Genomic DNA, 22,562 nt, shown 5'->3' with positions numbered 1-22,562 from the left:
GAGTCATTTTGATACATCATCGAAGGAGGATATTCACATGAGTCAAGCATCTCTCAGCACCGCCAATGTCAGCTTACAGGTACTGCCCAGTGTTCCACCGGATGACGTTTATCCAGTGGTGGACAGGGTCATTGAAATGATTGCCGCCTCAGGTGTCACCTACGAAGTGGGACCCATGGAAACCACCATGGAGGGCGAGCTGGACACCTTGCTGGACCTGGTGAAGAAAGCCCAGGAACTCTGCATCGAAGCCGGCGCCGGCAGTGTGATGTCCATTGTTAAAATTCACTACAAGCCAAAGGGCGTGACCATCCATGAAAAAGTGGGTAAATATCGGGGATAAAGCCCTTCCCCTGCTGGCAGGCGGGTTGTTGCTGCTTTTCTGGGAAGCAGTGGGGTTTTTCCAGTGGCTGCCTCCCTACCTGCTGCCGCCCCCTTCCCGGGTGATACAGGCACTTGGAAGAGATGCGGGGCTTCTCTGGCAGCACGCCAGGGTAACGCTGACGGCTGCTTCGGTTGGTTTTGGCATTGCCATTGTTGCCGGCGGCAGCCTGGCCCTCCTGTTGGACTACTCCCCGCTGATTCGCCGGGTACTCTACCCTTATCTCATTACGTCTCAAACCATTCCCATCGTCACCCTGGCACCTCTTTTTGCCATGTGGTTTGGGTTTGGACTGCTGCCCAAAATTCTCATCGTCGTGTTGGTCTGCTTTTTTCCGGTGACCGTCAGCCTTCTGGATGGCCTGGCTTCCGTCGATCAGGAACTAATAGACCTGATGCGTTCCATGGGAGCCACCCCCTGGCAACGATACCGCTGGGTCAAACTGCCGGCGGCACTTCCTTCCTTTTTTGCCGGATTAAAGATCTCCGGCACCTACAGTATCATGGGTGCCGTTATTGGTGAATGGATTGGCGGCCGTATGGGTTTGGGAGTTTATATGCTCCGGGTGCGCCAGTCTTTCGCCACCGACAGAGTATTTGCCGTCATTGTGGTGATTGTGGCACTGAGCATTCTGGTGCTGAAGTTAATCCAGTGGCTGGAAAGAAAAGCCATGCCCTGGATGAAAACCGCCTTGCCAACGGAAACACTGCCTGAAGGAGAGGTGGAAAATTCATGAAAGAAACAAAGCTGAAGGTGAATCAGATTAGAAAGGCGTTTCCCAATCTGCCAACCCTTCAGAACATCTCTCTTGAACTGTCGGAAAGCCAGTTTGTTTCAGTGTTGGGCCCCAGCGGATGTGGCAAAAGCACGCTTTTTTCCATTATTGCAGGGCTGGCCTCCCCCGATGCCGGCGAAGTGCTGATCGACGGGCAGTCGGTGACCGGCCGTCCGGGGCGGGTGAGCTTCATGCATCAAAAAGACCTGCTCTTACCCTGGAAATCCATCCTCGACAATGCGGCCCTGCCGTTATTTTTACAAGGCGTTTCCACCGGTGAAGCCCGGGAACGGGCACAACAGTATTTTCATCTTTTTGGTCTGGCAGGCTTCGAAAACTACTATCCCGCCCAGCTTTCCGGCGGCATGCGGCAACGGGCGGCACTATTGCGAACCTTCCTGTTTTCAAAAGACATTCTGCTACTGGATGAACCCTTCGGTGGACTGGATGCCATGACACGCCAATCCATGCAGCACTGGCTCATGGAAGTGGTGCAGGAGCTGAAGGCGTCTGTTTTGCTCATTACCCACGACGTGGATGAAGCCATATGGCTGTCTGACAGGGTATACGTTCTTTCCCGCCGGCCGGCGGTGGTGAAAAAAGTGGTGGAAATTCCGCTGAAACGCCCCCGGCAGATGAACCTTTTCACCGATGCCACGTATATTGCTTTAAAGGAAACCATTTTAGACTGTTTTCAACGGGAAGTATAACGCTAATGAACCAGTGTCACCATCGGAAGGAGAATGGATCGATGAAAATTGCAGTGGTTGGAGCAGGTGCCATGGGATGTCTCTACGGCGGACTGTTGTCAGACGTAGGCAATCAGGTATTTCTGGTGGACGTATGGCAGGAGCACGTGGATGTCATCAATCAAAAAGGTCTCAGCATCAGCGGTGTCAGCGGCGACCGGCGCATCACCTCCATACGCGCCACCACCAGTGCCATGGATGTGGGCATCTGTGACCTGGTGATCATTTTCGTCAAATCCACGGCCACCCGACTGGCGGTGCAGCATGCCCAGCCGCTCATCGGAGCGGATACCCTGGTATTGACGCTTCAAAATGGGCTGGGAAATGCAGAGGTCATCAGCGAATCAGTGGGAGAAGACAAAGTGATCGCAGGCGTAACCGCCCACGGGTCCACGCTGCTGGGGCCGGGCGCTGTTCGTCATGCCGGTCAGGGCCCCACGGTGATAGGCTCCCTGGTACCGCGAAAAGACAATCGTCTGGAAAAAATCTGCACAGCCTTTCAACAGGCGGGTCTGGAAACTGTTGTTGATGACAATGTGATGGGACTGATCTGGGGAAAACTCATGGCGAATATTGGCATCAATGCACTCACCGCCATCACGGGGCTTCAAAATGGTGAGCTGTTACAATATGCCGAGACAGAAGAATTACTGGAAAAAGCCGTTCAGGAAGCCAGAGAAGTGGCGCGGGTCAAGGGCATTACCATTAAAGAGGAAGACCCGGTGGCTTATGTGAAAAGCGTCTGCCGAAAAACGGCAGAAAATCGATCTTCCATGCTTCAGGACATTACCCGGGGCAGCCGGACAGAAATCGACGTCATCAACGGTGCCATTGTGGCAGAAGGTCTTCGGTTGGGCGTTGAAACACCCGTGAACCGGGTACTGACGTTGCTGGTACGAACCATTGAGAAAAAGCCGGCGGTACAAGAATAATAGTTGGCGATAAATGAGTGATACAGGAGGAAGTGACATGACCTGGGGGAAGAGACTGCTATATGTGATTTTGGGCATCTGCCTCACCATCACCGTCTGGGTATCAGCCCTTGAATGGGTCACCTACGATGTGAACCATTACATGACACAGTTTGAAAAACAGGGGTGGGTTCCCCAGGCAGGAATGGACCAGGAGAACCTGGCACATACAGCAGAAGAAATTATACGATACCTGAAAGGTGAAAAAGACGATTTTCAGACGACTGCCGTGAAAGATGGCGTGCTGCAGCCCCTCTATGATGAAAGGGAACGGGTACACATGGAAGATGTGCTGGATCTGTTTAACCAGGCCCGGCTGTTGCGCAGCCTGTCACTGGCAGGGATCCTGCTGATCTCCGGCTGGATGATCCTGAAAGATCCCCGCTGGCAGCATCACTGGCTGCGAACGCTTTTATTTACCGGGCTTGCAAATGTGGATCTGATGATCTTACTGGGACTTCTCATTTGGCTTGATTTCACCAGGTATTTCACCTATTTTCATCTGCTGCTGTTTGACAATGACCTCTGGATTCTTGATCCAACGCGTCATGTGCTCATACAACTGCTGCCGGAAACCTTCTTTATCAACACTGCCATTGCCATCGGCCTCTGGGCCATGGGAACCCTGCTGGCGCTGGGAGTGGCAGGCTGGATTCTGGAAAGACGCCTGAGGAAAGGAGAGACCATGTCATGAAGATCGGCAAAGTACCAGTGGACATACTGAAAAATCTGATCATTGGCCGCATCACCACCCGCCGTGAAGAAGTGCTGGTGGGGTCAGCCGTGGGTGAAGACTGTGCCGTCCTGGATTTTGGCGATGAACTGTGCGTCATCAGCACCGACCCCATCACCGGCGCCGTGGCTGAAATTGGCAGTCTGGCCATCGACATTGCCTGTAATGATATTGCATCCAATGGCGCTGAACCGGTGGCGGTCATGATGACAGTGCTGGCGCCGGAAGGCACCACCGCAGAAGACCTTTCCCAAATCATGGAAGATGCCGCCGGAGCAGCCAAGCGGATCAATGTGGAAATCATGGGAGGTCATACAGAAATCACCGACGTGGTGAACCGGGTGCTCATCAGCACCGTGGCTCTTGGTAAGCACAGCCGGGATGCCATGGTCACCACCGCAGGTGCGCAGGAAGGTGATGTGGTCTTCATGACCAAATCAGCCGGGCTGGAAGGCACAGCCATTCTGGCTCGCGATATGGAAGATAAATTGAAACAGTACATTCCACTGGAAATCCTGGAGCGAGCCAAAGCACTGAAACACCAGATCAGCGTGGTGCCTGAGGGAATGATCGCCGGAAGAGTGGGTGCCAACAGCATGCACGATGCCACCGAAGGTGGTGTGCTGGGAGCGCTTTGGGAACTGGCAGAAGCTTCTGGAAAGGGGCTTCGAATTGAGCTGGACAACATCCCCGTGCTGCCGGAAACCAGGGCCATCTGCCAGGTGTTTCAGATTGACCCCTACCGGCTGATCTCCAGCGGCGTCATGGTATTAACAGTATCTCCCCGGCGACAGAAAGCCATGGAAGAAGCCCTGTCGGAAGCAGCGATTCCCTGGGCGACACTGGGAACCGTCACACAGGGTGATCGGGTGCTGGTGAAAGACGGCAAAACCCTGCCCATGAACCCGCCGGATGTGGATGAACTCTATAAAGCGCTGGTGTGACGAACCGCCAATGAGGTTACAGCTTCTTTACAGCTTACCTAAATCCGTTGACGCTCCCGGTCAAGAGTGTTATAAAGGAAATGATACACAGAGCAACATTGAGAATCATATTCAAAAAACACGCCGGGAGGCTTATTAATGATGAAACGAATGCTAATGGTGTTAATGGTATTTTTGCTGCTGCTGTCGGCTTTTCCTGTTGCCGTATGGGGAGATGAACCGCAAATTGCCGCAGAAGTGGATGAACGCAAAGTGAATTTGTACACCGTCAACCTGACGCTGGACAACCAATACCTGGCTTCCGACGTGCCGCCGGTGCTGTTTCAGTACCAGGAGCAATACCGTACCCTGGTGCCTGTGGCAGCCATTGCCAGCTATGCAGGTGCAACGGTGAACTGGAACGGTGACACCCAGCAAGTGACCATCGAAAAGGATGATACCACCATTGTGCTCACCATTAACAGCGCTGTGGTGAAGGTGAATGGTGAAGATAAAATTCTCCCCAGTCAGGTACCCGCAAAAATCGTCACCTATCAAAACCGGGGACGCACCATGGTGCCCGTTGCTTTTGTTGGACAGGAACTGGGGTTGGAAGTGGGTTGGGATGAGGCCACCCGCACTGTTAAAATCACCACTCCTGAGCCTGAAGAAACGAACACACCGACACCAGAAACACCTTCACAGGAACAACCGCAAGGGCAGCCGGACAACAGCACGGGTCATTATGGCGAACCCCTGGACTCCAATGGCAACAAGATTGAAGGAACCCTGAAAGATATCAACGTCACCCTTGAAGGCGATGTGCCGGTGATTCGGCTTAAAACCGACAGTAAGGTGGACTATGCCACAGCCCGGTTAACAGAGCCCCACCGACTCATATTCGATTTGAACAATACCCAGCTTCTGATGGATGACCCGGCAAAAGTCAGGGATGATAAGACCGTTCGGGTGACGGCTCCCGGCAACAGTTATTTATCGACAGTCCGTTCATCCCAGTTTGAAATCGATCCACATGTGGTGCGGGTGGTGCTGGACCTGACAGACCCCACCGGCTATCATATGTCCTATGACGAAGCTTCCGGCGAAATGGTGATTCGGCTGGTCAACTACGTGGATGATGTGCGTTTTGAACAGTTTAACACCAAAGACGTACTGGTGATTGAAGGCAGTCACCTGGAAAATTACCACTTGCAAATGGACGGTTCCCGTCGTCTGGAGGTGTTTGTGAAGGAATCCATCCTGAACCCGGGAAGACCCATTGCCGACCGCACCATTGGAGGGCGGGTTATCAACAGCATCCGGGTCAGTGGCGTCGATCCCGATGATAACCGCAGTCTTTCAGAAATGATGGTACGCATTGTGGTAGACCTGAACAAACAAGTGAGTGCCGAAGACATCTATGTGCAGCAGCGAAACGGTCAGTTGATTATACACATGGAAGGCGAACCGGAAACCGGCTATCGCTACGAAGAAACAGGCTGGACCACTTCCCGTCTTACTTTCTTCGGCCAGGGACGAGCGGATTACCAGGTGGCAAAAGAAGTGGGCGGTGAACTCATCAAGGTGACCATGCCCTCAGATAACATGGATATACCCTTTGAACTGCTGGATGTGGATGATGTGATGCTGGAGTTCATCCAAATGACCACCAGCGATGACGGCCGCAATTTGGTGGCCAACATTCACGTAAAACCTGGAGTGGAAGTGGCAACAGGCACCTTGTCAAATGTGCAGGATCTGATTCTTCAGTTTACCAACAGAGACCTGAAATACAGGGAAAAACTGATCGTGATTGATGCAGGACACGGAGGCAGTGACCCGGGAGCCATTTCGCCCAACCTGAAATTGAATGAAAAAGATGTGAATCTTGAAGTAGCGCTGGAAGCCAGAAGACTGCTGGAAGCAGCTGGTTTCCGAGTATACATGACCCGAACCAGTGACGTCTACGTGGGGCTGCAAGACCGTGCCGGCGTGGCTAATCAGCTGGGTGCAGACCTGTTCATCAGCATACACGCCAATGCCGCTGCACGATCAGATCTGAAGGGCGTGGAAACCCTCTACTACCCCAGTGAAGAAAACCCAATGGATTTCCGCAACAACAAGTATCTGGCAGAAATTTTTCAGGATGAAATGGTGCGTACCCTGGGGGCCGCCAGCCACCGGATCAATGCCCGTGACAAATTGGTGGTACTGCGGGAAACCAAAATGCCGGCCATCATTATAGAAATGGGCTTCCTCACCAACCCCGATGAAGAACGGCTGCTGGGCACCAATGAATACCGCCGTCTGGCGGCTCAGGGAATTGTCAACTCCACCATCCGATACTTTGAAGCAAGCTTGACTCATTTATCAACCAGACCATAGCACCCTGTGGTCTGGTTCCTTTTGGAAACAGGAAGGAGAATTATTGTGGAAGGCCTGATCGGCTATCTGTTAATCTTTATGGCAAAGGTATCTGATGTGAGTCTGGCCACCATTCGTATGATCATGGTGGTGAAAGGAAAGCGGATCCACGCGGCAGTCATCGGTTTTTTTGAAGTCAGTATTTGGATTCTGGCAGTGGGATCGGTACTCAGCAATCTTGATGATCCCATTAACGTTATTATGTACGCCTCCGGCTTTGCCACCGGAAACTATGTGGGCATCATGATAGAAGAAAAAATGGCCCTGGGCAGTTTGGTGGTTCAGGTGATCAGTTATAAAAAAGCAGAAGAACTGGTGACCATCCTGCGGGATGAAGGCTATGGGGTTACCGTGGTGGAAGGCTACGGCCGCACCGGTATCAATCACTTGCTCAATGTCACCATCCAGCGAAAACAGCTGGGCCGGCTGAACCAGCTGCTGGACGAACACGATCAAAAGGCCTTTGTCACCGTTATGGACACCCGAGCCATCAGGGGCGGATTTTTCAGCCGCCTGAAACGCAAATAATGCCAACACAAATCCTATCAAATTGAAACGAGGCGACATAGATGCGAATAGACGGAAGAAAAGAGAATCAACTGCGGCCGGTCACCTTTACCCGCAACTTCACCTCCCACGCCATGGGATCAGTACTGACAGAAATGGGCAATACAAAAGTCATTTGCACTGCTTTTGTGGAAGAAAAAGTCCCCTCTTTTCTCAAGGGCAGCGGAAAAGGCTGGATTACCGCCGAATACGCCATGCTTCCCAGTGCCACCCATACCCGAAAGGTAAGAGAATCCACCCGTGGCAAGGTGGAGGGCCGTACCCAGGAAATCCAGCGTCTCATTGGACGTGCACTCCGTTCAGTGGTGGACCTCAGCCAGCTGGGTGAACGCACCATCTGGATCGACTGTGACGTGATTCAGGCTGATGGCGGCACCCGCACCGCTTCCATCACCGGCGCTTTCGTGGCGTTAATGGAGGCACTGATTAAATTGCGGGATGCCAGGCAAATCAAAGAAATCCCTGTGACCCACTACCTGGCAGCTGTCAGTGTGGGGATCGTGGAAGGGGTGCCCCTCCTTGACCTGTGTTATGAAGAAGATTCCGGCGCTTCAGTCGATATGAACATGGTGATGACCGAGCATGAACAAGTGGTGGAAATTCAGGGTTCCGGCGAAGAAGCCACTTTCAGTCTTGAAGAAATGAACACCATGATTGCCCTGGCGCGGGAAGGCATCACGGCCCTCATTGAAGCACAGAAAGAAACAGTTAACGAAATTTACCGGGAAAAACTCATTGCTTCCCAGGGTGGAGGAAAGGCATGAAGCACCTGACAGCCGTCATTGCCACAGGAAACCCCCACAAGCTGGAAGAAATCGGCACCATGCTGGCCGACTTTCACATCACTGTTCGATCCATGAAAGACGTGGGGCTGGCCGGTATGGAGATCGAAGAAACAGGCACTACATTTGAAGAAAATGCTCTGATCAAGGCGCGGCAAGTGATGGCAGAAACCGGCATGCTGGCCCTGGCCGATGATTCCGGCCTCGAAGTGGATGCCCTGGGTGGTGCTCCCGGCGTATATTCCGCTCGCTATGCAGGTGAAGGAGCCACCGACGAAGCCAATAATCAAAAATTGCTGGAAGCCCTTACAGATGTTCCCATGGAGAATCGACAGGGGCGTTTTGTCTGCGCACTGGCGGCTGTTTTTCCCGATGGCCGGGAACTGGTGGTTCGGGGCACGGTCGAAGGCTATATCGACTTTGAACCCATAGGCGCCCATGGGTTTGGCTACGATCCCCTCTTCCTCATCCCCGCCTATCAGCAGACCTTTGGTGAGCTGGGGCCAGTGATCAAAAACAGCATGAGCCACCGGGGCAAAGCCATTGAAGTCATGAAAGAAAAACTGGTGTCGCTGCTGGCAGAAACACCCTGAACCTGGGAGGCTGACATCATGAAGATTGGACTCATAAGTGATACCCACGGCGATTTTCACAGTATGCAGCAGGCGCTTGAGCTGCTCCGAGACACAGACTGCATTCTCCACGCGGGCGATCTTTATCAAGATTCCCGGTGGCTGTCAACCCAAACGCATCAGCAGATCGAAGCAGTCATTGGCAATGGTGACCCGGTAACAGCCGGGCCAGATCACCAACTGTTGAAGCTTGACCACCTGAACATCCTGCTATGCCATGGCCATATCCAGCGGGTGCAGCACAGCCTCACGAGTTTGTACTACTTCGGGCTTGAAAAAACGGCAGATGTGGTGATTTTTGGTCATACCCACGTTCCGCTGGTACTGCAGCAGGGGCTGGTCATCATTAATCCCGGCAGCACCTCGCGACCACGCAGTGAGCACGGTTGTACCTGCGGAATACTGGAGACGGGCACTGATTCAGCAGTCACCTTGCTGAGTCTGACAACCGGCCAGCCGGTTGTATATCAGCCACTTCAATTTCAGTAATTTTGTGCTTGACAATAGAGGCAATCGATGGTAAATTAGTAGATGTGACAAAACGAAGTATCCACATTGCGGGCGTAGTTCAATGGTAGAACTTCAGCCTTCCAAGCTGACCGTGAGGGTTCGATTCCCTTCGCCCGCTCCACTTTATTCAAGCTTATATCATCCAGCTGTCGAGCCAGATTGACAGTGCAGGACACCAACGCGTGGTGGGTGTAGTCAAGTGGTTAAGACGCAGGATTGTGGCTCCTGTATTCGTGGGTTCGAATCCCATCATCCACCCCACCATTGGGATATAGCCAAGTCGGTAAGGCAGCGGACTTTGACTCCGTCATGCGCAGGTTCGAGTCCTGCTATCCCAGCCAAAACCGGCGGGTAATGATCCCGCCAATTTGCGGAAGTGGCTCAGCGGTAGAGCATCGCCTTGCCAAGGCGAGGGTCGCGGGTTCGATTCCCGTCTTCCGCTCCAATATTATTTTGCGGCATTAGCTCAATCGGATAGAGTACCTGACTTCGAATCAGTTGGTTGCAGGTTCGAGTCCTGCATGCCGCGCCAAACTGCATTAAATGATGAAAAAGCAACATCCCTGGTTAACCAGGGATGTTGCTTTTTTCATTAAAATATTCAATGCGGTTGAAAGCCGATCTTCAAAGCAGGTCAGGTTAATCCGTGTTATTTCATTGCTTTCTTTGGGTATATACGTCTTGCCAATCAAATGTGGACATCCCTGTCAAAATACCATCGAGGAGAGGCAAAGGAGATTATTCTGGAGATAATTCTTCTGCCTCTCGGTTTCGTCCATTGAGTGTCAGTCATCATAAGCAGGTACAAGGGACCATAAGCAGGTACAAGGGACCATAAGCAGGTACAAGGGACCATAAGCAGGTACAAGGGACCATAAGCAGGTACAAGGGACCATGCGGGCAGGTGCTAACGAATATAGATAAAAAGGGCTTTTTTTGGCAAAAAAAGTGCGAAAATTCAGATATTTATACCGACGCCACCACTGATTTTCAGCAAAACTGGCAGGTAAACCCATGGGAGGAATGATGATGAAACCGAAAATGCTTCAACCGGGAGATACCATTGGTGTGATTTCCCCGGCAAGCCCTTCATACCGGAACAGTGATGTGATTCGGGGAATTGAAACTCTAAAAAAATGGGGCTATAAGGTTCAGCTATCCAAGAACCTTAACAAGCGCAAAGGCTTTGTGGCCGGTACAGACCTTGAGCGGGCGGAGGATTTCAATGACATGTTTGCCCGAAAGGACATTGATGCTATTTTTATCACACAGGGCGGATATGGGTCTGCCAGAATGCTTAAGTACATCGATTTTGAAGCTGTGCGACAAAACCCTAAAATATTCATAGGGTTCAGCGATATCACTTCCCTGCATCTGGCAATCCTTAAAAAAACCGGACTAATCACCTTCCATGGACCCAGTATGTCACGTTTTAATCCTGAAGAACTCACTGACTATACCAGGGAATCACTTTTCAGAGCCCTGGCACAGCCAGGGCCCATGGGAAAAATCCGCCTGGCAGATGAGAAAAAATACATCGATCTCATTTACCCGGGAAAAGCAGAAGGTATATTAACGGGGGGGAATTTAACGCTGATTTGTGCCACCCTTGGAACACCCTATGAGATCGAAACTGCCGGTAAAATACTTTTTCTCGAAGAGTTGGACACGGAGCCATGGATCATCGATCACATGCTCACGCATTTGTTCAATGCCGGCAAACTGCAAGAGACGGTGGGCATCGTGGTGGGGGAGTGCATCAACTGCCGGCCTAATCAGCATAATCCGGGATACTATGTGGATTTGAGCACCGAAGATCTTTTTCAGGAGTATCTGAAGCCACTGAAAATACCAGCGATATACGGTCTTCCCATCGGGCATACAAAAGACATGGCCACATTGCCCATGGGAATCCGGGCACGGCTTAATGCCGACAAGAAAGAACTGGAAATAATGGAAAGTGCGGTGGAATCATTATCAGCAGAGCATGCAGAGAATCATAAGACCATGGAAAACGAGAGGAAAACCACGAGCAAATCGAAAAAGGAGAATGACCGGTGAAAAGAAAATGGAAAGTGTCCATGGTGATGATCCTCGTCTTGTCAATGATGATGTTGTCAGCTTCTGCCACAGATGCAGGTGCGTCGCCGCAAACCATGCGGATCGGTGTCACGGTGGAGGTGGATTCTCTCAGCCCTTTCATTTCTTACAGCCAGATCGGGTTTGAAGTGTTTCAATTGATATATGACTCTCTGGTGATGCTGGATGAAAACCTGGAAACCGTCCCAGGGCTGGCCCGGGACTGGGAAATCAGTGACGATGAACTGGAGTGGACCTTTCAGCTGCGGGATGATGTGCAGTGGCATGACGGTGTGCCGTTTACCTCAGCAGATGTGAAATTCACCTATGAACTGTTGTTGGAAAATGAGCTGGGCATGTATTCCGGTTACCTGGGAGGCATCACAGAAATCCTCGCCCCCGACGCGACCACCGTGGTGATCAGGACAGAACAGCCGAAAGCCAACATGCTGATGAATGCCTGTCCCATTTTGCCGGCCCATATCTGGTCAGAAGTCACTCCCGACGAATATGACACTTGGCCTAACAGCAGTCCAGTTGGCACCGGCCCCTTTAAATTTCAAGAGTTTCGTCCGGGAGAATATCTGAAACTGGTGGCCAGCGATAACACATTTCACGGGCGTCCCGGCATTGACGAATTGATTTTCGTGCTCTACGCCAACACCGATACCATGGCCCAATCTGTAGTCCTGGGAGAAATCGATGCGGCAACCAACTTCAGCCCAAGTCAACTGGATACCCTGGACAACAATGCAACCATCGACGCCATCGCTGCTGTGGTGATGGGGTTTACGCAGTTGTCTTTTAACAGCTGGGACGATCCATCATCCACCGCACATCCCCTGCTGCAGGAATTTCCTGTGCGTCATGCCATTGAATACAGCATCGACAAACAGCGGATTCTGGATATGGTGTACTCCGGGCAGGGAAGTGTGGGCACCACGTTGGTTCCGCCGGAAGGGTTCTATCACTATGAGCCGTCGGAAAGTGAGCTGCGTGTCTATGATGTGCTGCGGGCCAACCAGGTGCTGGAAGAAGCGGGTTACATGGACCTGAACGGCGACGGCATCCGGGAGGCATCCGACGGGACACCCCTGGATTTTTTACTGACCCTGCGGGCGGATAACGCCGACGAAGTGCAGGCAGGTCAAATGATTGCCGGGATGGTGGCGGAGGCAGGCATCAAGTTCAACATTGAGACGGTGGACGATGGTGCCCTCATCGACAAGATCTATGCCGGTGATTTTGATATGTTCATCTGGGGATGGGGCGCCGATCTTGACCCCACAACCATCCTCAACGTCATGACAACAACCCAGATCGGAAGCATGAGCGATTCCAATTATTCCAATAAAACCTATGACCGGCTGTTTCTGGAACAGCAAACCATCATGGACCCAGATGAGCGGCGTGAAATGGTGTGGGAAATGCAACGAATTCTCTATGAAGAAGCCCCCTATATCATTCTGTTTTATGACAACAGCCTTCAGGCAGTGAACACATCCCGGTGGACAGGATGGACACGGATTCCTGAAGAAGGCGGGTACTTCTTTAACCTGACCAATTATAACTATTTGCATGTGCAGCCTGTGGCCGGTGTTGTCGATGCGGCACCCGACGCCGGTGGCGGCATTGGTTTCGCCGGCATGATTATTGGTGGCCTGATAGTGGCTGGCGTTGCCAGCTTCCTTATGTTCCGGCGGCGAAAATAGTAAACGGTCCATCAGCGGCTCATCAGCAGTTTATCAGAGACAGGGAGCAAAGGGTCGCTGAAGCCGATCCCAGTAATCTGAAGGGCAGTGCATTTAATGAACTTGAGGGAATGAGCTTCAGCATCATCAGAACGGGGTGATTCCGTGAAACGACAATACCTGGCAAAGAAAATCATTCAGTCACTGGTGACCATCTTCTTTGTGCTGGTCTTCAACTATATCCTTTTCCGGGTGATGCCGGGGAATCCTCTGGCTATGATTATGCGCAATCCCCGGGCTTCGCAGGAAGCCATTGAACGAACCAGAGAGCTCTTTGGACTGAACCAGTCCTGGGTGGTACAGTTCTGGATCTATTTGAAGCACCTGTTCACTGGAGATCTGGGTATATCGTTTCTTTACCGTCAACCAGTGACGGAAATCATTGTTGCCCGAATTATTCCCACAGTGTTGATGGTGGGATTGGCACAGATCCTGGCCATCATTGTCGGTGTTTTTCTGGGGGTTATATCCGCCTGGAAAAGAGGGAGCCGGGTCGACGTGGCGGCACTCGGGTTTTCGTTGGTGACTTACTCCATGCCCACCTTCTGGCTGGGTATTATCCTGATTTTTGTGTTCAGTGTCAGTCTGCGCTGGTTTCCCACCTCCGGCATGTTGACGCCGGGACAATCTTTCTCCAGTACCTTTGCCATGGTCAGGGATGCTGCCCGGCATCTGGTGCTGCCGGTATTAACCCTGAGCTTGGTGCTGATTGGAGAATACACACTGACCATGCGAAACACGCTGCTGGATGTGCTTACCGAAGACTATATGACCACCGCCAAAGCAAAAGGTTTCGATGACAACTATCTGATTAAGAAACATGCGCTTCCCAATGCCATGCTCCCCATGATCACTCTGATTGCCATCAATCTGGGGCTGGTCATCGGCGGTACGATCCAGGTGGAGACCATTTTTTCTTGGCCGGGACTGGGCCGGCTGATGTTTGACGCGCTGAAAGCCAGGGATTATCCGCTGCTGCAGGGCATTTTTCTGTTGATCACCCTCAGCGTGATTGTTGCCAACCTCATTGCAGATGTGACCTATGGCTACTTTGACCCTCGTGTGCGTGAATAAAGGAGAATACAATGAGCTCAATTGATGGGGTAATGAGACGGAAAAAGCTAAAGCGGTTCTGGAACGGCTTCAAGAACAACCGGATGGCCACCACCGGAGCAGTGATTCTGGTGTTTTTTTCAGTGGCGGCAGTGATCGGGCCAGTGCTGTTTCCCTATAACCCCATGGAGTTCGGCACTGTGGAAACCATCCTGCAACCACCCAGCACCACCTATTATTTGGGGACGGATAACCTGGGACGGGATATCTTCAGAAACCTGCTCTCCGGTGCCCGAATCTCCCTGATGGTGGGCATTCTGGCAACATTGATCTCCATGTTTCTGGGAACGTCCATCGGAATTATGTCCGGGTATTTCGGCAAAACCATCGACAGCGTCCTCATGCGTGTCACCGATTTTTTTCTGGTGATTCCCTGGCTGCCTCTGGTGCTGGTACTGGTCGCCATACTGGGATCCAGTGTCTGGATCATCATTCTGGTCATTGGGCTCACCAGCTGGGCAGGCACTGCCCGGGTGGTGCGTTCGCAGACCCTGTCGGTGAAGGAACGCCCCTTTATAGAACGGGCACGGGCCATCGGTGCTGACCACAGCACCATTATGATGCACCATATCCTGCCCAATGTATTCCCCCTGGTGTTCGCCAACACCATCCTGGTGACAGCAGTGGCCATCATTTCCGAAACCACCCTGAGTTTTCTTGGGCTGGGCGATCCCACACGGCCCAGCTGGGGCATGATGTTGCACTATGCCTTCCAGTCCGGCGCTGCCAGCTCCGGTGCCTACTGGTTTTTTCTGCCACCGGGGCTGTGTGTGGTGCTGGTGGTGCTGGGCTTCACCTTTTTGGGCTATGCCTTTGACGAAATCCTGAACCCAAAGCTGAGAAGGAGATAAACCATGAAACTGCTGCGCGTGGAAAACCTAAAGACCTATTTTCATATATCGGAAGGGATCGTCAAAGCAGTGGACGATGTCAGCTTTTCTCTGGATGACGGCCAGTGTCTGGGCTTGGTGGGTGAATCAGGTTGTGGAAAAACCACCACAGCTCTGTCCATCAACCGGTTACTGCCGCCGGAAGGCATCATAGAAGGCGGGGAGATCTACCTGGAATCTGTGAAATTAACAGTATTGTCTGATGTGGAAATCCGCAAACATCGCTGGAAAGATGTTTCCATGGTTTTTCAGGGAGCCATGAACGCCATGAATCCGGTGATGAAAATCGGTGAGCAGATAGCTGAAGCGGTGGTGTGGCACCAGCAGGTGACACATCAACAAGCCTGGAACCGTGCAAAAGAGCTCTTTGAACTGGTTGAGCTGGAGCCAGGCCGCATCGGCGGTTACCCCCACGAGTTCAGCGGCGGCATGAAACAGCGGGCTATGATCGCCATGGCCCTCGCCTGTGACCCAAAGCTGGTCATAGGGGATGAACCCACCACGGCCCTGGATGTCATGGTACAGGCACAGATCCTAAACCTGCTGGACAGGCTGCGCAAAACCCTGAAAATGGGGCTGATCATCATCACCCACGACCTGTCCATCCTGGGAGAAACCTGCGACAGGATTGCCGTCATGTATGCCGGAAAAATTGTGGAAATCGGCAGCACAGAGGATGTTTATGACCGGCACATGCATCCTTATACTCACCGGCTGCTCATGGGTTTTCCAAATATTCACCGGCCCAAATTGATGCCAGAACCCATTCCTGGATCACCGCCAGACCTGATACGACCGCCCTCAGGGTGTCGGTTCCATCCCCGTTGTGACTATGCTCAAGAAATATGCCAGGAACAGGAGCCGGGGATGACCACTGCTGGAAACGGCCATTCCTATGCCTGTCATTTCGGGGGTGCTTTCAATGGATAATGTGGTGGAGCTGAAAAACCTGAAAGTAACCTTTGTGGCAAAGCAGTCATTTCTGAAAGAACTGCTGATGAAGGAGCAACCACTGGTCCGTGCCGTTGACGGTGTGAATGTCACCATAAAAAAAGGCGAAATTCTTTCGCTGGTAGGGGAAAGTGGCAGCGGTAAGACCACTCTGGGGAAAGCCATCCTCAACCTGGTAGATATCGCTGATGGAGAAATTCTCTTCCAGAATCAGGTGGTGAATTTTCACCATAAACAGGAAGTCCGTCGGTTCCGTCAAAAAGCCCAGGTGATTTTTCAGGACCCCTACCAGTCGCTGAACCCCAAAAGTTTGATCATCGACATTGTCGCGGAGCCTTTGGAAGTTAACCGACTGATCAAGACAGAAGCAGAACGGAATGAACGGGTGATGAAAGCCCTCCATGATGCCGGCCTTGATCCGCCGGAAAGATATCTTTACCGGTACCCTTATGAGCTCAGCGGAGGCCAGCGCCAGCGAGTGGCCATTGCCAGCGCCCTGATCCTAAACCCGGAATTCATTGTGGCCGATGAGCCGGTCTCCATGCTGGATGTTTCCATTCGTACCGGCATTCTGAAGCTTCTGGTGGAGCTGAAAGAATCCAAGGGTCTGACTTTTCTCTTTATCACCCATGATCTCTCCCTGGCCTGGCTGATTTCTGACCGGATCGCCATCATGTACCTGGGAAAAATCATGGAGATCGGTGAATCAGACACCGTCATCAAGCAGGCAGTCCACCCCTATACCCAGGCACTGCTTGAAGTAATGCCCATTCCGGAGGTCAACCGGCATCGCCAGCGGAAAGTTCTGTCCGGCGAAACGCCCAACCCGACAAACATCCCCGCAGGTTGCCGCTTTCATCCCCGATGCCCGCATGCCTTTGATCGGTGCCGTGAAGAGGAGCCGGTACTACAGGCAGCCAGGTCTAACCACCTGGCTGCCTGCCACCTGATTGAAAAGGAAACCTCACAGGAGAACAGCCATGATTAACCAATTGCTTCAGTGTCTTCAGGCGGAGAAAGATGAAATCATCAGGGATGTGATTCAACTGATCGGATTTCCCAGCGTGACAGGAAGTCGGGTGGAAAACCGCCGGGCACTTTTCTGGCTGTTGGAAAAAGCAGCTCAACAGGGAATGAAGGTTAGCCATACACAAGAGGAAGACTGCGGTGTCATTGAAATTGGCCAGGGAGAAGAGGCCGTCGGCATTCTCACTCATGTGGATGTGGTGGGAGTTGGTGATCGTCACAAATGGCAGACGGATCCCTTTACCGGCGTATATGACGGAAGGTGGATCGTAGGCCGAGGCGCCATGGACGATAAAGGGCCTACCATCGTCATCTATACCATACTCTGGCTGATGAATCAGTTAAATCTGCCCCTGAAAAAAAGGATTCAACTCATCATTGGGACACAAGAAGAAAGCAATTGGGAAGACATGGCTCATTTCCGACAGGCCTTTTCACCGCCGGATTACGGGTTTACACCGGATGGAGCCTTTCCCGTCCACAACATGGAAAAAGGCTATGCCGATGTACAGCTGACCTTTCAGGTGAAGCAGTCACCACGGTTTTGCATCGACGCCCTGAGAGCAGGAGACAGTGAAAATACCATTCCTTCCAGCGGGCTATTGGTGATCAAAACAGATACGGGAGACCAGTGTCGCAGGCTATCCAGGCAGGCTCAACGGGTCATCGGCAGTCGCCAGGCGAAGGCTGTTCCCATGGGAGGCATACCATCATCTGTCAGTGTGAGGTGCGAGGAGAACCGCTTCCAGCTTAATGCGAAAGGCATTTCCAGTCACAGCTCACTGCCCCAAAATGGTGTGAATGCCATTAGCCTGCTCGTGGAAATACTGGCTGAACTGGACCAAAAAGAACAGCTGCTGCACCCGTCCTTCAGGGGGGTGATGGATTTCATCCATCTTTTCAACGGCTGCCATGATGGCTCTACCCTTGGATTTGATAATCGTCTCTGCCTGTACCAGGGAGAGTATATGGGTGAAAACATTGTAGTGCCAACAGTTCTTTTATTTGAAGAAGACAAAGTCAAGCTGAACCTGAACATCCGCCACCGGTACGGCGTCAGCTTACAGGATCTGGAAAGAGAATTTCAGGCATTGACCCAGAAGTACGGGTTCACCTTTCAGATTCGAAACTACCAGGACCCCCTATATGTGTCTCGTCACCTCCCCTTTTTTGAGAAAATGCACCAGGCCTATGAGTATGTTACCGGTCAAAAAAGTGAATTTGCCCTGGCGGATGGTACCTCCTATGCCAAGGCGCTGCCCCAAATGGTTTCATGGGGACCGGTTTTTCCCGGTGAGACAGACACCTGCCACCAGGAAAACGAACGCATTCATATCGAGAGTTTAATGAAAGCGGCGGAGATATACGCCCGGTACCTGGTGGCAGATGCGGTGAAGTCGTAAAATATAACACTACAAAAGAGTTGCCTTCAGGATTATCAATGATTACTAAGGAGGAATCCGCTTGAATGCGAGACAGAAAAGTGATGAACGCTGTGAAATTTGTAATAACTACTTCAAAGTACAACACATGGTAAAAGTTAGAAGCCTGCAACCTTCTTTGTTGCATCGAATTATGCAGGATTATCCGGAGATTAACGAGAGCAGCGTTCTGTGCCTGGAGGATCTTAACCGATTCAGGACGCTGTTGCTGCACGAAATCATTCAGACAGCACGTGGTGATTTGGATGAGACGGAAGAGGCGGCGTTAAAAAGCCTGAGAGAAGGTGAGATCGTTTCGCAAAATGCTGAGGATAGTTACAGTGAAAAACTGACATTTGGTCAAAAGATGGCGGATAGAATGGCCCAGTATGGCGGTAGCTGGTCTTTTATCGGTGTATTTGCACTGATGCTTTTCAGCTGGATTCTGGTCAATACAGTCATATTGATGAACCGGGCATATGATCCATATCCTTTCATCCTGTTGAACTTGATTTTATCCTGTTTGGCAGCCATTCAAGCGCCAGTTATTATGATGAGTCAGAATCGGCAGGAAACGAAAGACCGGTTGCGAGGTCAAAATGATTATCTCGTTAACCTGAAAGCAGAATTGGAAATACGCATTCTGAATCAGAAGCTGGATTACCTGACTCGGGAAGAAATGAGTTCTCTCGAAATACTTGAATTACAGACTGATTTATTGGAAGATATCAGAAAACAGTTGCAGGATTCGTCGGAGTCCGGCTTTTCCCGGTGAGACAGGCATCTGCAGACTGCAGATGTCAGCTTCTTACAATTTTATCTTTTGGCACAGTTCAATGCCTTCCCGCACCAAGGCCACCCGTGGGTTTGTCTGAACACCATTACCGAAGACATGCATCTGGAACATTATTATCTCAAGCCACCAGGATTTAGAAAACCCATTGTGTCTCCACCTTATAGATAAGATGAGAATTTGATAGTGTCTGAATATCTGAACTGGATGACGGTATAAATGGGTATATTAGAAATGACTGCAAAGCTGCATAGTCATAATAAATCCATCTCGGAAGAAGGTTAATACATGTGGTTTTCAGATTCGAAGAAAAAAATTCTGGACGACTTAAAATCAGACGATGTAACAGGGCTGCCACAGGAAGAGGCAGCCCGTCGGCTCACAGAGTATGGTTTCAATAAGCTGAAAGAAAAACCACCCGTAAGTCTGCTGAGTCTGTTTGTTGATCAGCTGAAAAGTGTGATGATCTATGTATTGTTGGCAGCAGTGGTGGTGACAATGGTGATCGGGGAGTACGTGGATGCGGTGATTATTCTCCTGGTCGTAATCCTGAACGCGGGAATTGGCGTGTTTCAGGCACATAAAGCGGAAGAAGCCATCCAATCATTGAAAAGAATGACAGAGGGGAAAACACTGGTCAGGCGTGACGGCGAAGTGAAGGAAATCAGCGCAACAGAACTGGTGCCGGGAGATCTGGTGATATTGGAAGCCGGGCGGCTGGTTCCGGCAGATATGCGCTTGTTAAAGAGCATTAACCTGCAGATTGATGAGTCGGCGCTGACGGGTGAATCGGTTGCCACAGAAAAAACGGTTGATATGATTGCAGCAGAAACCAACCCATCCCTTGGTGATCTGAGCAACATGGCTTTTATGTCCACCACAGTGACCTATGGTCGGGGTGAAGGCATTGTTGTGAGAACAGGCATGGAAACAGAAATCGGAAAAATTGCGGGCATGCTCCATGAAGATCATGAGCCATTGACCCCCCTTCAGAAACGGTTGGAGGAACTGGGGCGTACACTTGGCTTTCTGGCTGTCGGTATTTGTTCGCTTATTTTGGCTATCTCAGTGTTCCAGGGACGGGATATTTTTGAGATGTTTCTGACGGCCATCAGCCTGGCGGTGGCTGCCATTCCAGAAGGGTTACCTGCCATCGTGGCGATCGTACTGGCACTGGGAGTCACCCGAATGTCAAAAGCCAATGCAATTGTACGAAAGCTGCCAGCGGTCGAAACGTTAGGGTCTGTGAGTGTTGTCTGTACAGATAAAACAGGAACCCTGACACAGAACCGGATGACAGTAACCCAATACTACACCGATGAAATGTCGAAAAGGGCAACCAATGAACTGACCGACCCAATGGAGACAAAGGAGCAAGGCAAAACGTCCATGGCAGCTGCTGGCACGGATCTGATGAAAACCCTTGTGCTTTGCGCAGATGCCACATGGGAGAACGGCACAATGACAGGTGATCCCACCGAAGCAGCCGGTCTGGTATGGGCCGGCAAAAATAATATTTCATGGAAAATGTTGACAGAAGCGCATGAGCGGGTTTCAGAAAAACCGTTTGATTCAGAGCGAAAACTCATGTCTACCCTGAATCGTGAAGGTGAGGGGTATAGGGTGCACACCAAAGGTGCGATGGACAATCTGCTTAAAATCTCAAAGTTTGTCCGCAACGGCGAAAGAATTATTCCACTGACCATGGAGATTCAAAAAGAGTTTGAAGCCATGATGGAAAAGATGTCCAATGAAGCGCTGCGGGTGCTGGGAGCGGCCTACAAAGACGTGGAAATACAGATTGCTCCAGAAGAGATGGAGCAGGATTTAGTGTTGCTTGGTTTCGTGGGCATGATTGATCCGCCGCGACCAGAGGTAATTGATTCCATCAACGAAGCAAAAGCCGCCGGCATCACACCGGTGATGATCACCGGCGACCATCAGAACACAGCGGTTGCAATAGGTAAAGAACTGGGAATTGCCGCATCACTTGACCAGAGCATCACTGGTAGAGAAATTGATCAAATGACAGTGGAGGAGTTTAATCAGAACATTCATCAATACCGTGTTTTCGCCCGTGTTTCACCGGAACATAAAGTGAAGATTGTGCAGGCGTTTCAGGCACACGGGCATGTTGTCTCCATGACAGGAGACGGTGTGAACGATGCGCCATCTTTAAAAGCAGCTGATATTGGTGTTGCCATGGGGATCACTGGCACTGATGTTTCAAAGGGCGCCAGTGACATGGTGTTGACAGATGATAATTTTTCAACCATCATTCGTGCTGTGCGGGAAGGGCGAACTATTTACGACAACATTCGAAAATCCGTTCTGTTTCTCTTGACCTGCAATCTGGGTGAGGTCGTTGCTATTTTTGTGGCGATTCTCATTTCGTGGCCGGTGCCGCTACTGCCAACCCAGATTTTATGGATCAACCTGATCACAGACAGCCTTCCGGCTATTGCCCTTGGGTTGGATTCCGAAGAACCGGGACTGATGAATAAACCTCCCCGACCTCCCAGGGAAAGCATCTTTGCTGGTGGTGCAGTGTTTCGCGTGTTATTTGGAGGATTAATGATTGGCACATTGACCCTGGCAGCCTTTTACTGCGGATTATATGAGTATGGATATCATATGAATGCCCGAAACATACCCGTGGAGGTAATGGCCCATGCACGAACAATGGCATTTATGGTGCTGGCCGGCACGCAGCTGTTTTATGCCCTGGCAATGAGAAGTAAAACAAGGTCCATTTTCCAAATTGGTTTGCTCTCCAACCCTTACCTCATTGGCGCCATGCTCACCGGTTTTGCACTGCAGTTGATGGTTGTTTCCGTGCCATTTCTGGCCAGGGCATTTCAGTTGCAGATGCTCTCTGGTTTTCATTGGGCACTGGTCTTATTATTTGCGGTTATTCCTCTGGGCGTTAGTGAAATGTACAAATTGATCCGCAGGGCAATGGAATAACCTGCTACACCAAACCCCTTGTCTTCATCGTATTTTGTCTACAGTCTGACCGATCCGCTGAGCGGGTCGGTTTTTTAGCAGGTGGCTGTTGACGCTGAAAGTGCCAGAAATTTCAGAAATTTC

General features: G+C 51.2%; 20 protein-coding genes and 5 tRNA genes. All 25 read left to right on the top strand.

Annotated features, from left to right (window positions below):
* The first annotated feature begins 37 nt into the window (after positions 1-37).
* Positions 38-343, top strand: coding sequence for a thiamine-binding protein (locus QOL74_RS12525; protein WP_283409830.1), 306 nt, complete (start codon positions 38-40; stop codon positions 341-343).
* On the top strand, positions 315-1,118 hold the full coding sequence (locus QOL74_RS12520; RefSeq protein WP_283409829.1) for an ABC transporter permease: 804 nt from the start codon (positions 315-317) through the stop codon (positions 1,116-1,118). Before QOL74_RS12525 ends, QOL74_RS12520 begins: the two co-directional genes overlap by 29 nt.
* A complete protein-coding gene (locus tag QOL74_RS12515) occupies positions 1,115-1,867 on the top strand; it encodes an ABC transporter ATP-binding protein (RefSeq protein ID WP_283409828.1) in 753 nt (250 codons plus the stop codon). The genes QOL74_RS12520 and QOL74_RS12515 overlap by 4 nt, the downstream gene beginning before the upstream one ends.
* A gap of 41 nt (positions 1,868-1,908) precedes the next feature.
* Complete coding sequence (locus QOL74_RS12510) at positions 1,909-2,838, top strand: ketopantoate reductase family protein (RefSeq protein ID WP_283409827.1); 930 nt, start codon at positions 1,909-1,911, stop codon at positions 2,836-2,838.
* A gap of 37 nt (positions 2,839-2,875) precedes the next feature.
* A complete protein-coding gene (locus QOL74_RS12505; RefSeq protein WP_283409826.1) occupies positions 2,876-3,571 on the top strand; it encodes a TIGR01906 family membrane protein in 696 nt (231 codons plus the stop codon).
* On the top strand, positions 3,568-4,554 hold the full coding sequence (locus QOL74_RS12500) for an AIR synthase family protein (RefSeq protein WP_283409825.1): 987 nt from the start codon (positions 3,568-3,570) through the stop codon (positions 4,552-4,554). The genes QOL74_RS12505 and QOL74_RS12500 overlap by 4 nt, the downstream gene beginning before the upstream one ends.
* A gap of 138 nt (positions 4,555-4,692) precedes the next feature.
* Positions 4,693-6,918, top strand: a complete 2,226-nt coding sequence (locus tag QOL74_RS12495; protein WP_283409824.1) for an N-acetylmuramoyl-L-alanine amidase family protein — start codon at positions 4,693-4,695, stop codon at positions 6,916-6,918.
* 45 nt (positions 6,919-6,963) lie between these two features.
* On the top strand, positions 6,964-7,485 hold the full coding sequence (locus QOL74_RS12490) for a DUF2179 domain-containing protein (RefSeq protein WP_283409823.1): 522 nt from the start codon (positions 6,964-6,966) through the stop codon (positions 7,483-7,485).
* Between the two features lie 41 nt (positions 7,486-7,526).
* Positions 7,527-8,288: a ribonuclease PH gene (gene rph / locus QOL74_RS12485; RefSeq protein WP_283409822.1), complete on the top strand. Its 762-nt coding sequence runs from the start codon at positions 7,527-7,529 to the stop codon at positions 8,286-8,288.
* The gene (locus QOL74_RS12480; protein WP_283409821.1) at positions 8,285-8,899 is read left to right on the top strand and encodes an XTP/dITP diphosphatase; all 615 of its coding nucleotides are present in this window, start codon (positions 8,285-8,287) and stop codon (positions 8,897-8,899) included. The genes rph and QOL74_RS12480 overlap by 4 nt, the downstream gene beginning before the upstream one ends.
* 18 nt (positions 8,900-8,917) lie before the next feature.
* Positions 8,918-9,427, top strand: a complete 510-nt coding sequence (locus QOL74_RS12475; protein WP_283409820.1) for a metallophosphoesterase family protein — start codon at positions 8,918-8,920, stop codon at positions 9,425-9,427.
* Between the two features lie 68 nt (positions 9,428-9,495).
* A tRNA-Gly gene (locus QOL74_RS12470) sits at positions 9,496-9,569 on the top strand.
* A gap of 64 nt (positions 9,570-9,633) precedes the next feature.
* Positions 9,634-9,709, top strand: a tRNA-His gene (locus tag QOL74_RS12465).
* Positions 9,710-9,713: 4 nt separating this feature from the next.
* A tRNA-Gln gene (locus QOL74_RS12460) sits at positions 9,714-9,789 on the top strand.
* 29 nt (positions 9,790-9,818) lie between these two features.
* A tRNA-Gly gene (locus QOL74_RS12455) sits at positions 9,819-9,893 on the top strand.
* A 10-nt stretch (positions 9,894-9,903) separates the two neighbouring features.
* Positions 9,904-9,980, top strand: a tRNA-Arg gene (locus QOL74_RS12450).
* 497 nt (positions 9,981-10,477) lie between these two features.
* The gene (locus QOL74_RS12445; protein WP_283409819.1) at positions 10,478-11,509 is read left to right on the top strand and encodes a S66 peptidase family protein; all 1,032 of its coding nucleotides are present in this window, start codon (positions 10,478-10,480) and stop codon (positions 11,507-11,509) included.
* On the top strand, positions 11,506-13,239 hold the full coding sequence (locus tag QOL74_RS12440) for an ABC transporter substrate-binding protein (RefSeq protein ID WP_283409818.1): 1,734 nt from the start codon (positions 11,506-11,508) through the stop codon (positions 13,237-13,239). The genes QOL74_RS12445 and QOL74_RS12440 overlap by 4 nt, the downstream gene beginning before the upstream one ends.
* Before the next feature lie 144 nt (positions 13,240-13,383).
* Complete coding sequence (locus tag QOL74_RS12435) at positions 13,384-14,352, top strand: ABC transporter permease (RefSeq protein WP_283409817.1); 969 nt, start codon at positions 13,384-13,386, stop codon at positions 14,350-14,352.
* Positions 14,353-14,363: 11 nt separating this feature from the next.
* The gene (locus tag QOL74_RS12430; RefSeq protein WP_283409816.1) at positions 14,364-15,242 is read left to right on the top strand and encodes an ABC transporter permease; all 879 of its coding nucleotides are present in this window, start codon (positions 14,364-14,366) and stop codon (positions 15,240-15,242) included.
* Between the two features lie 3 nt (positions 15,243-15,245).
* Positions 15,246-16,211, top strand: coding sequence for an ABC transporter ATP-binding protein (locus QOL74_RS12425; protein ID WP_283409815.1), 966 nt, complete (start codon positions 15,246-15,248; stop codon positions 16,209-16,211).
* Entirely contained in the window at positions 16,204-17,220 is a 1,017-nt protein-coding gene (locus QOL74_RS12420) for an ABC transporter ATP-binding protein (RefSeq protein WP_283409814.1), read from the top strand. Before QOL74_RS12425 ends, QOL74_RS12420 begins: the two co-directional genes overlap by 8 nt.
* Positions 17,213-18,661 carry a Sapep family Mn(2+)-dependent dipeptidase gene (locus QOL74_RS12415; protein ID WP_283409813.1) on the top strand — a complete coding sequence of 483 codons (1,449 nt, stop codon included), beginning with the start codon at positions 17,213-17,215 and terminating at the stop codon, positions 18,659-18,661. Before QOL74_RS12420 ends, QOL74_RS12415 begins: the two co-directional genes overlap by 8 nt.
* A gap of 61 nt (positions 18,662-18,722) precedes the next feature.
* Complete coding sequence (locus QOL74_RS12410; protein WP_283409812.1) at positions 18,723-19,454, top strand: DUF1003 domain-containing protein; 732 nt, start codon at positions 18,723-18,725, stop codon at positions 19,452-19,454.
* A 306-nt stretch (positions 19,455-19,760) separates the two neighbouring features.
* The gene (locus tag QOL74_RS12405) at positions 19,761-22,439 is read left to right on the top strand and encodes a cation-translocating P-type ATPase (RefSeq protein ID WP_283409811.1); all 2,679 of its coding nucleotides are present in this window, start codon (positions 19,761-19,763) and stop codon (positions 22,437-22,439) included.
* Positions 22,440-22,562: the final 123 nt, after the last annotated feature.

Source organism: Anoxynatronum buryatiense (genome assembly GCF_900182905.1).
Classification (GTDB): domain Bacteria; phylum Bacillota; class Clostridia; order Peptostreptococcales; family Tindalliaceae; genus Anoxynatronum; species Anoxynatronum buryatiense.
The sequence above is the reverse complement of the archived record's forward strand: the minus strand, read 5'-3'. Positions and strand labels throughout refer to the sequence as shown.

What these genes read in the sequence shown, in the direction of transcription:
- QOL74_RS12525 (WP_283409830.1), top strand. Translation starts at nt 38, where the DNA reads ATGAGTCAAGCATCTCTCAGCACCGCCAATGTCAGCTTACAGGTACTG.
- QOL74_RS12520 (WP_283409829.1), top strand. Translation starts at nt 315, where the DNA reads ATGAAAAAGTGGGTAAATATCGGGGATAAAGCCCTTCCCCTGCTGGCA.
- QOL74_RS12515 (WP_283409828.1), top strand. Translation starts at nt 1,115, where the DNA reads ATGAAAGAAACAAAGCTGAAGGTGAATCAGATTAGAAAGGCGTTTCCC.
- QOL74_RS12510 (WP_283409827.1), top strand. Translation starts at nt 1,909, where the DNA reads ATGAAAATTGCAGTGGTTGGAGCAGGTGCCATGGGATGTCTCTACGGC.
- QOL74_RS12505 (WP_283409826.1), top strand. Translation starts at nt 2,876, where the DNA reads ATGACCTGGGGGAAGAGACTGCTATATGTGATTTTGGGCATCTGCCTC.
- QOL74_RS12500 (WP_283409825.1), top strand. Translation starts at nt 3,568, where the DNA reads ATGAAGATCGGCAAAGTACCAGTGGACATACTGAAAAATCTGATCATT.
- QOL74_RS12495 (WP_283409824.1), top strand. Translation starts at nt 4,693, where the DNA reads ATGATGAAACGAATGCTAATGGTGTTAATGGTATTTTTGCTGCTGCTG.
- rph (WP_283409822.1), top strand. Translation starts at nt 7,527, where the DNA reads ATGCGAATAGACGGAAGAAAAGAGAATCAACTGCGGCCGGTCACCTTT.
- QOL74_RS12480 (WP_283409821.1), top strand. Translation starts at nt 8,285, where the DNA reads ATGAAGCACCTGACAGCCGTCATTGCCACAGGAAACCCCCACAAGCTG.
- QOL74_RS12475 (WP_283409820.1), top strand. Translation starts at nt 8,918, where the DNA reads ATGAAGATTGGACTCATAAGTGATACCCACGGCGATTTTCACAGTATG.
- QOL74_RS12445 (WP_283409819.1), top strand. Translation starts at nt 10,478, where the DNA reads ATGAAACCGAAAATGCTTCAACCGGGAGATACCATTGGTGTGATTTCC.
- QOL74_RS12430 (WP_283409816.1), top strand. Translation starts at nt 14,364, where the DNA reads ATGAGCTCAATTGATGGGGTAATGAGACGGAAAAAGCTAAAGCGGTTC.
- QOL74_RS12425 (WP_283409815.1), top strand. Translation starts at nt 15,246, where the DNA reads ATGAAACTGCTGCGCGTGGAAAACCTAAAGACCTATTTTCATATATCG.
- QOL74_RS12420 (WP_283409814.1), top strand. Translation starts at nt 16,204, where the DNA reads ATGGATAATGTGGTGGAGCTGAAAAACCTGAAAGTAACCTTTGTGGCA.
- QOL74_RS12415 (WP_283409813.1), top strand. Translation starts at nt 17,213, where the DNA reads ATGATTAACCAATTGCTTCAGTGTCTTCAGGCGGAGAAAGATGAAATC.
- QOL74_RS12405 (WP_283409811.1), top strand. Translation starts at nt 19,761, where the DNA reads ATGTGGTTTTCAGATTCGAAGAAAAAAATTCTGGACGACTTAAAATCA.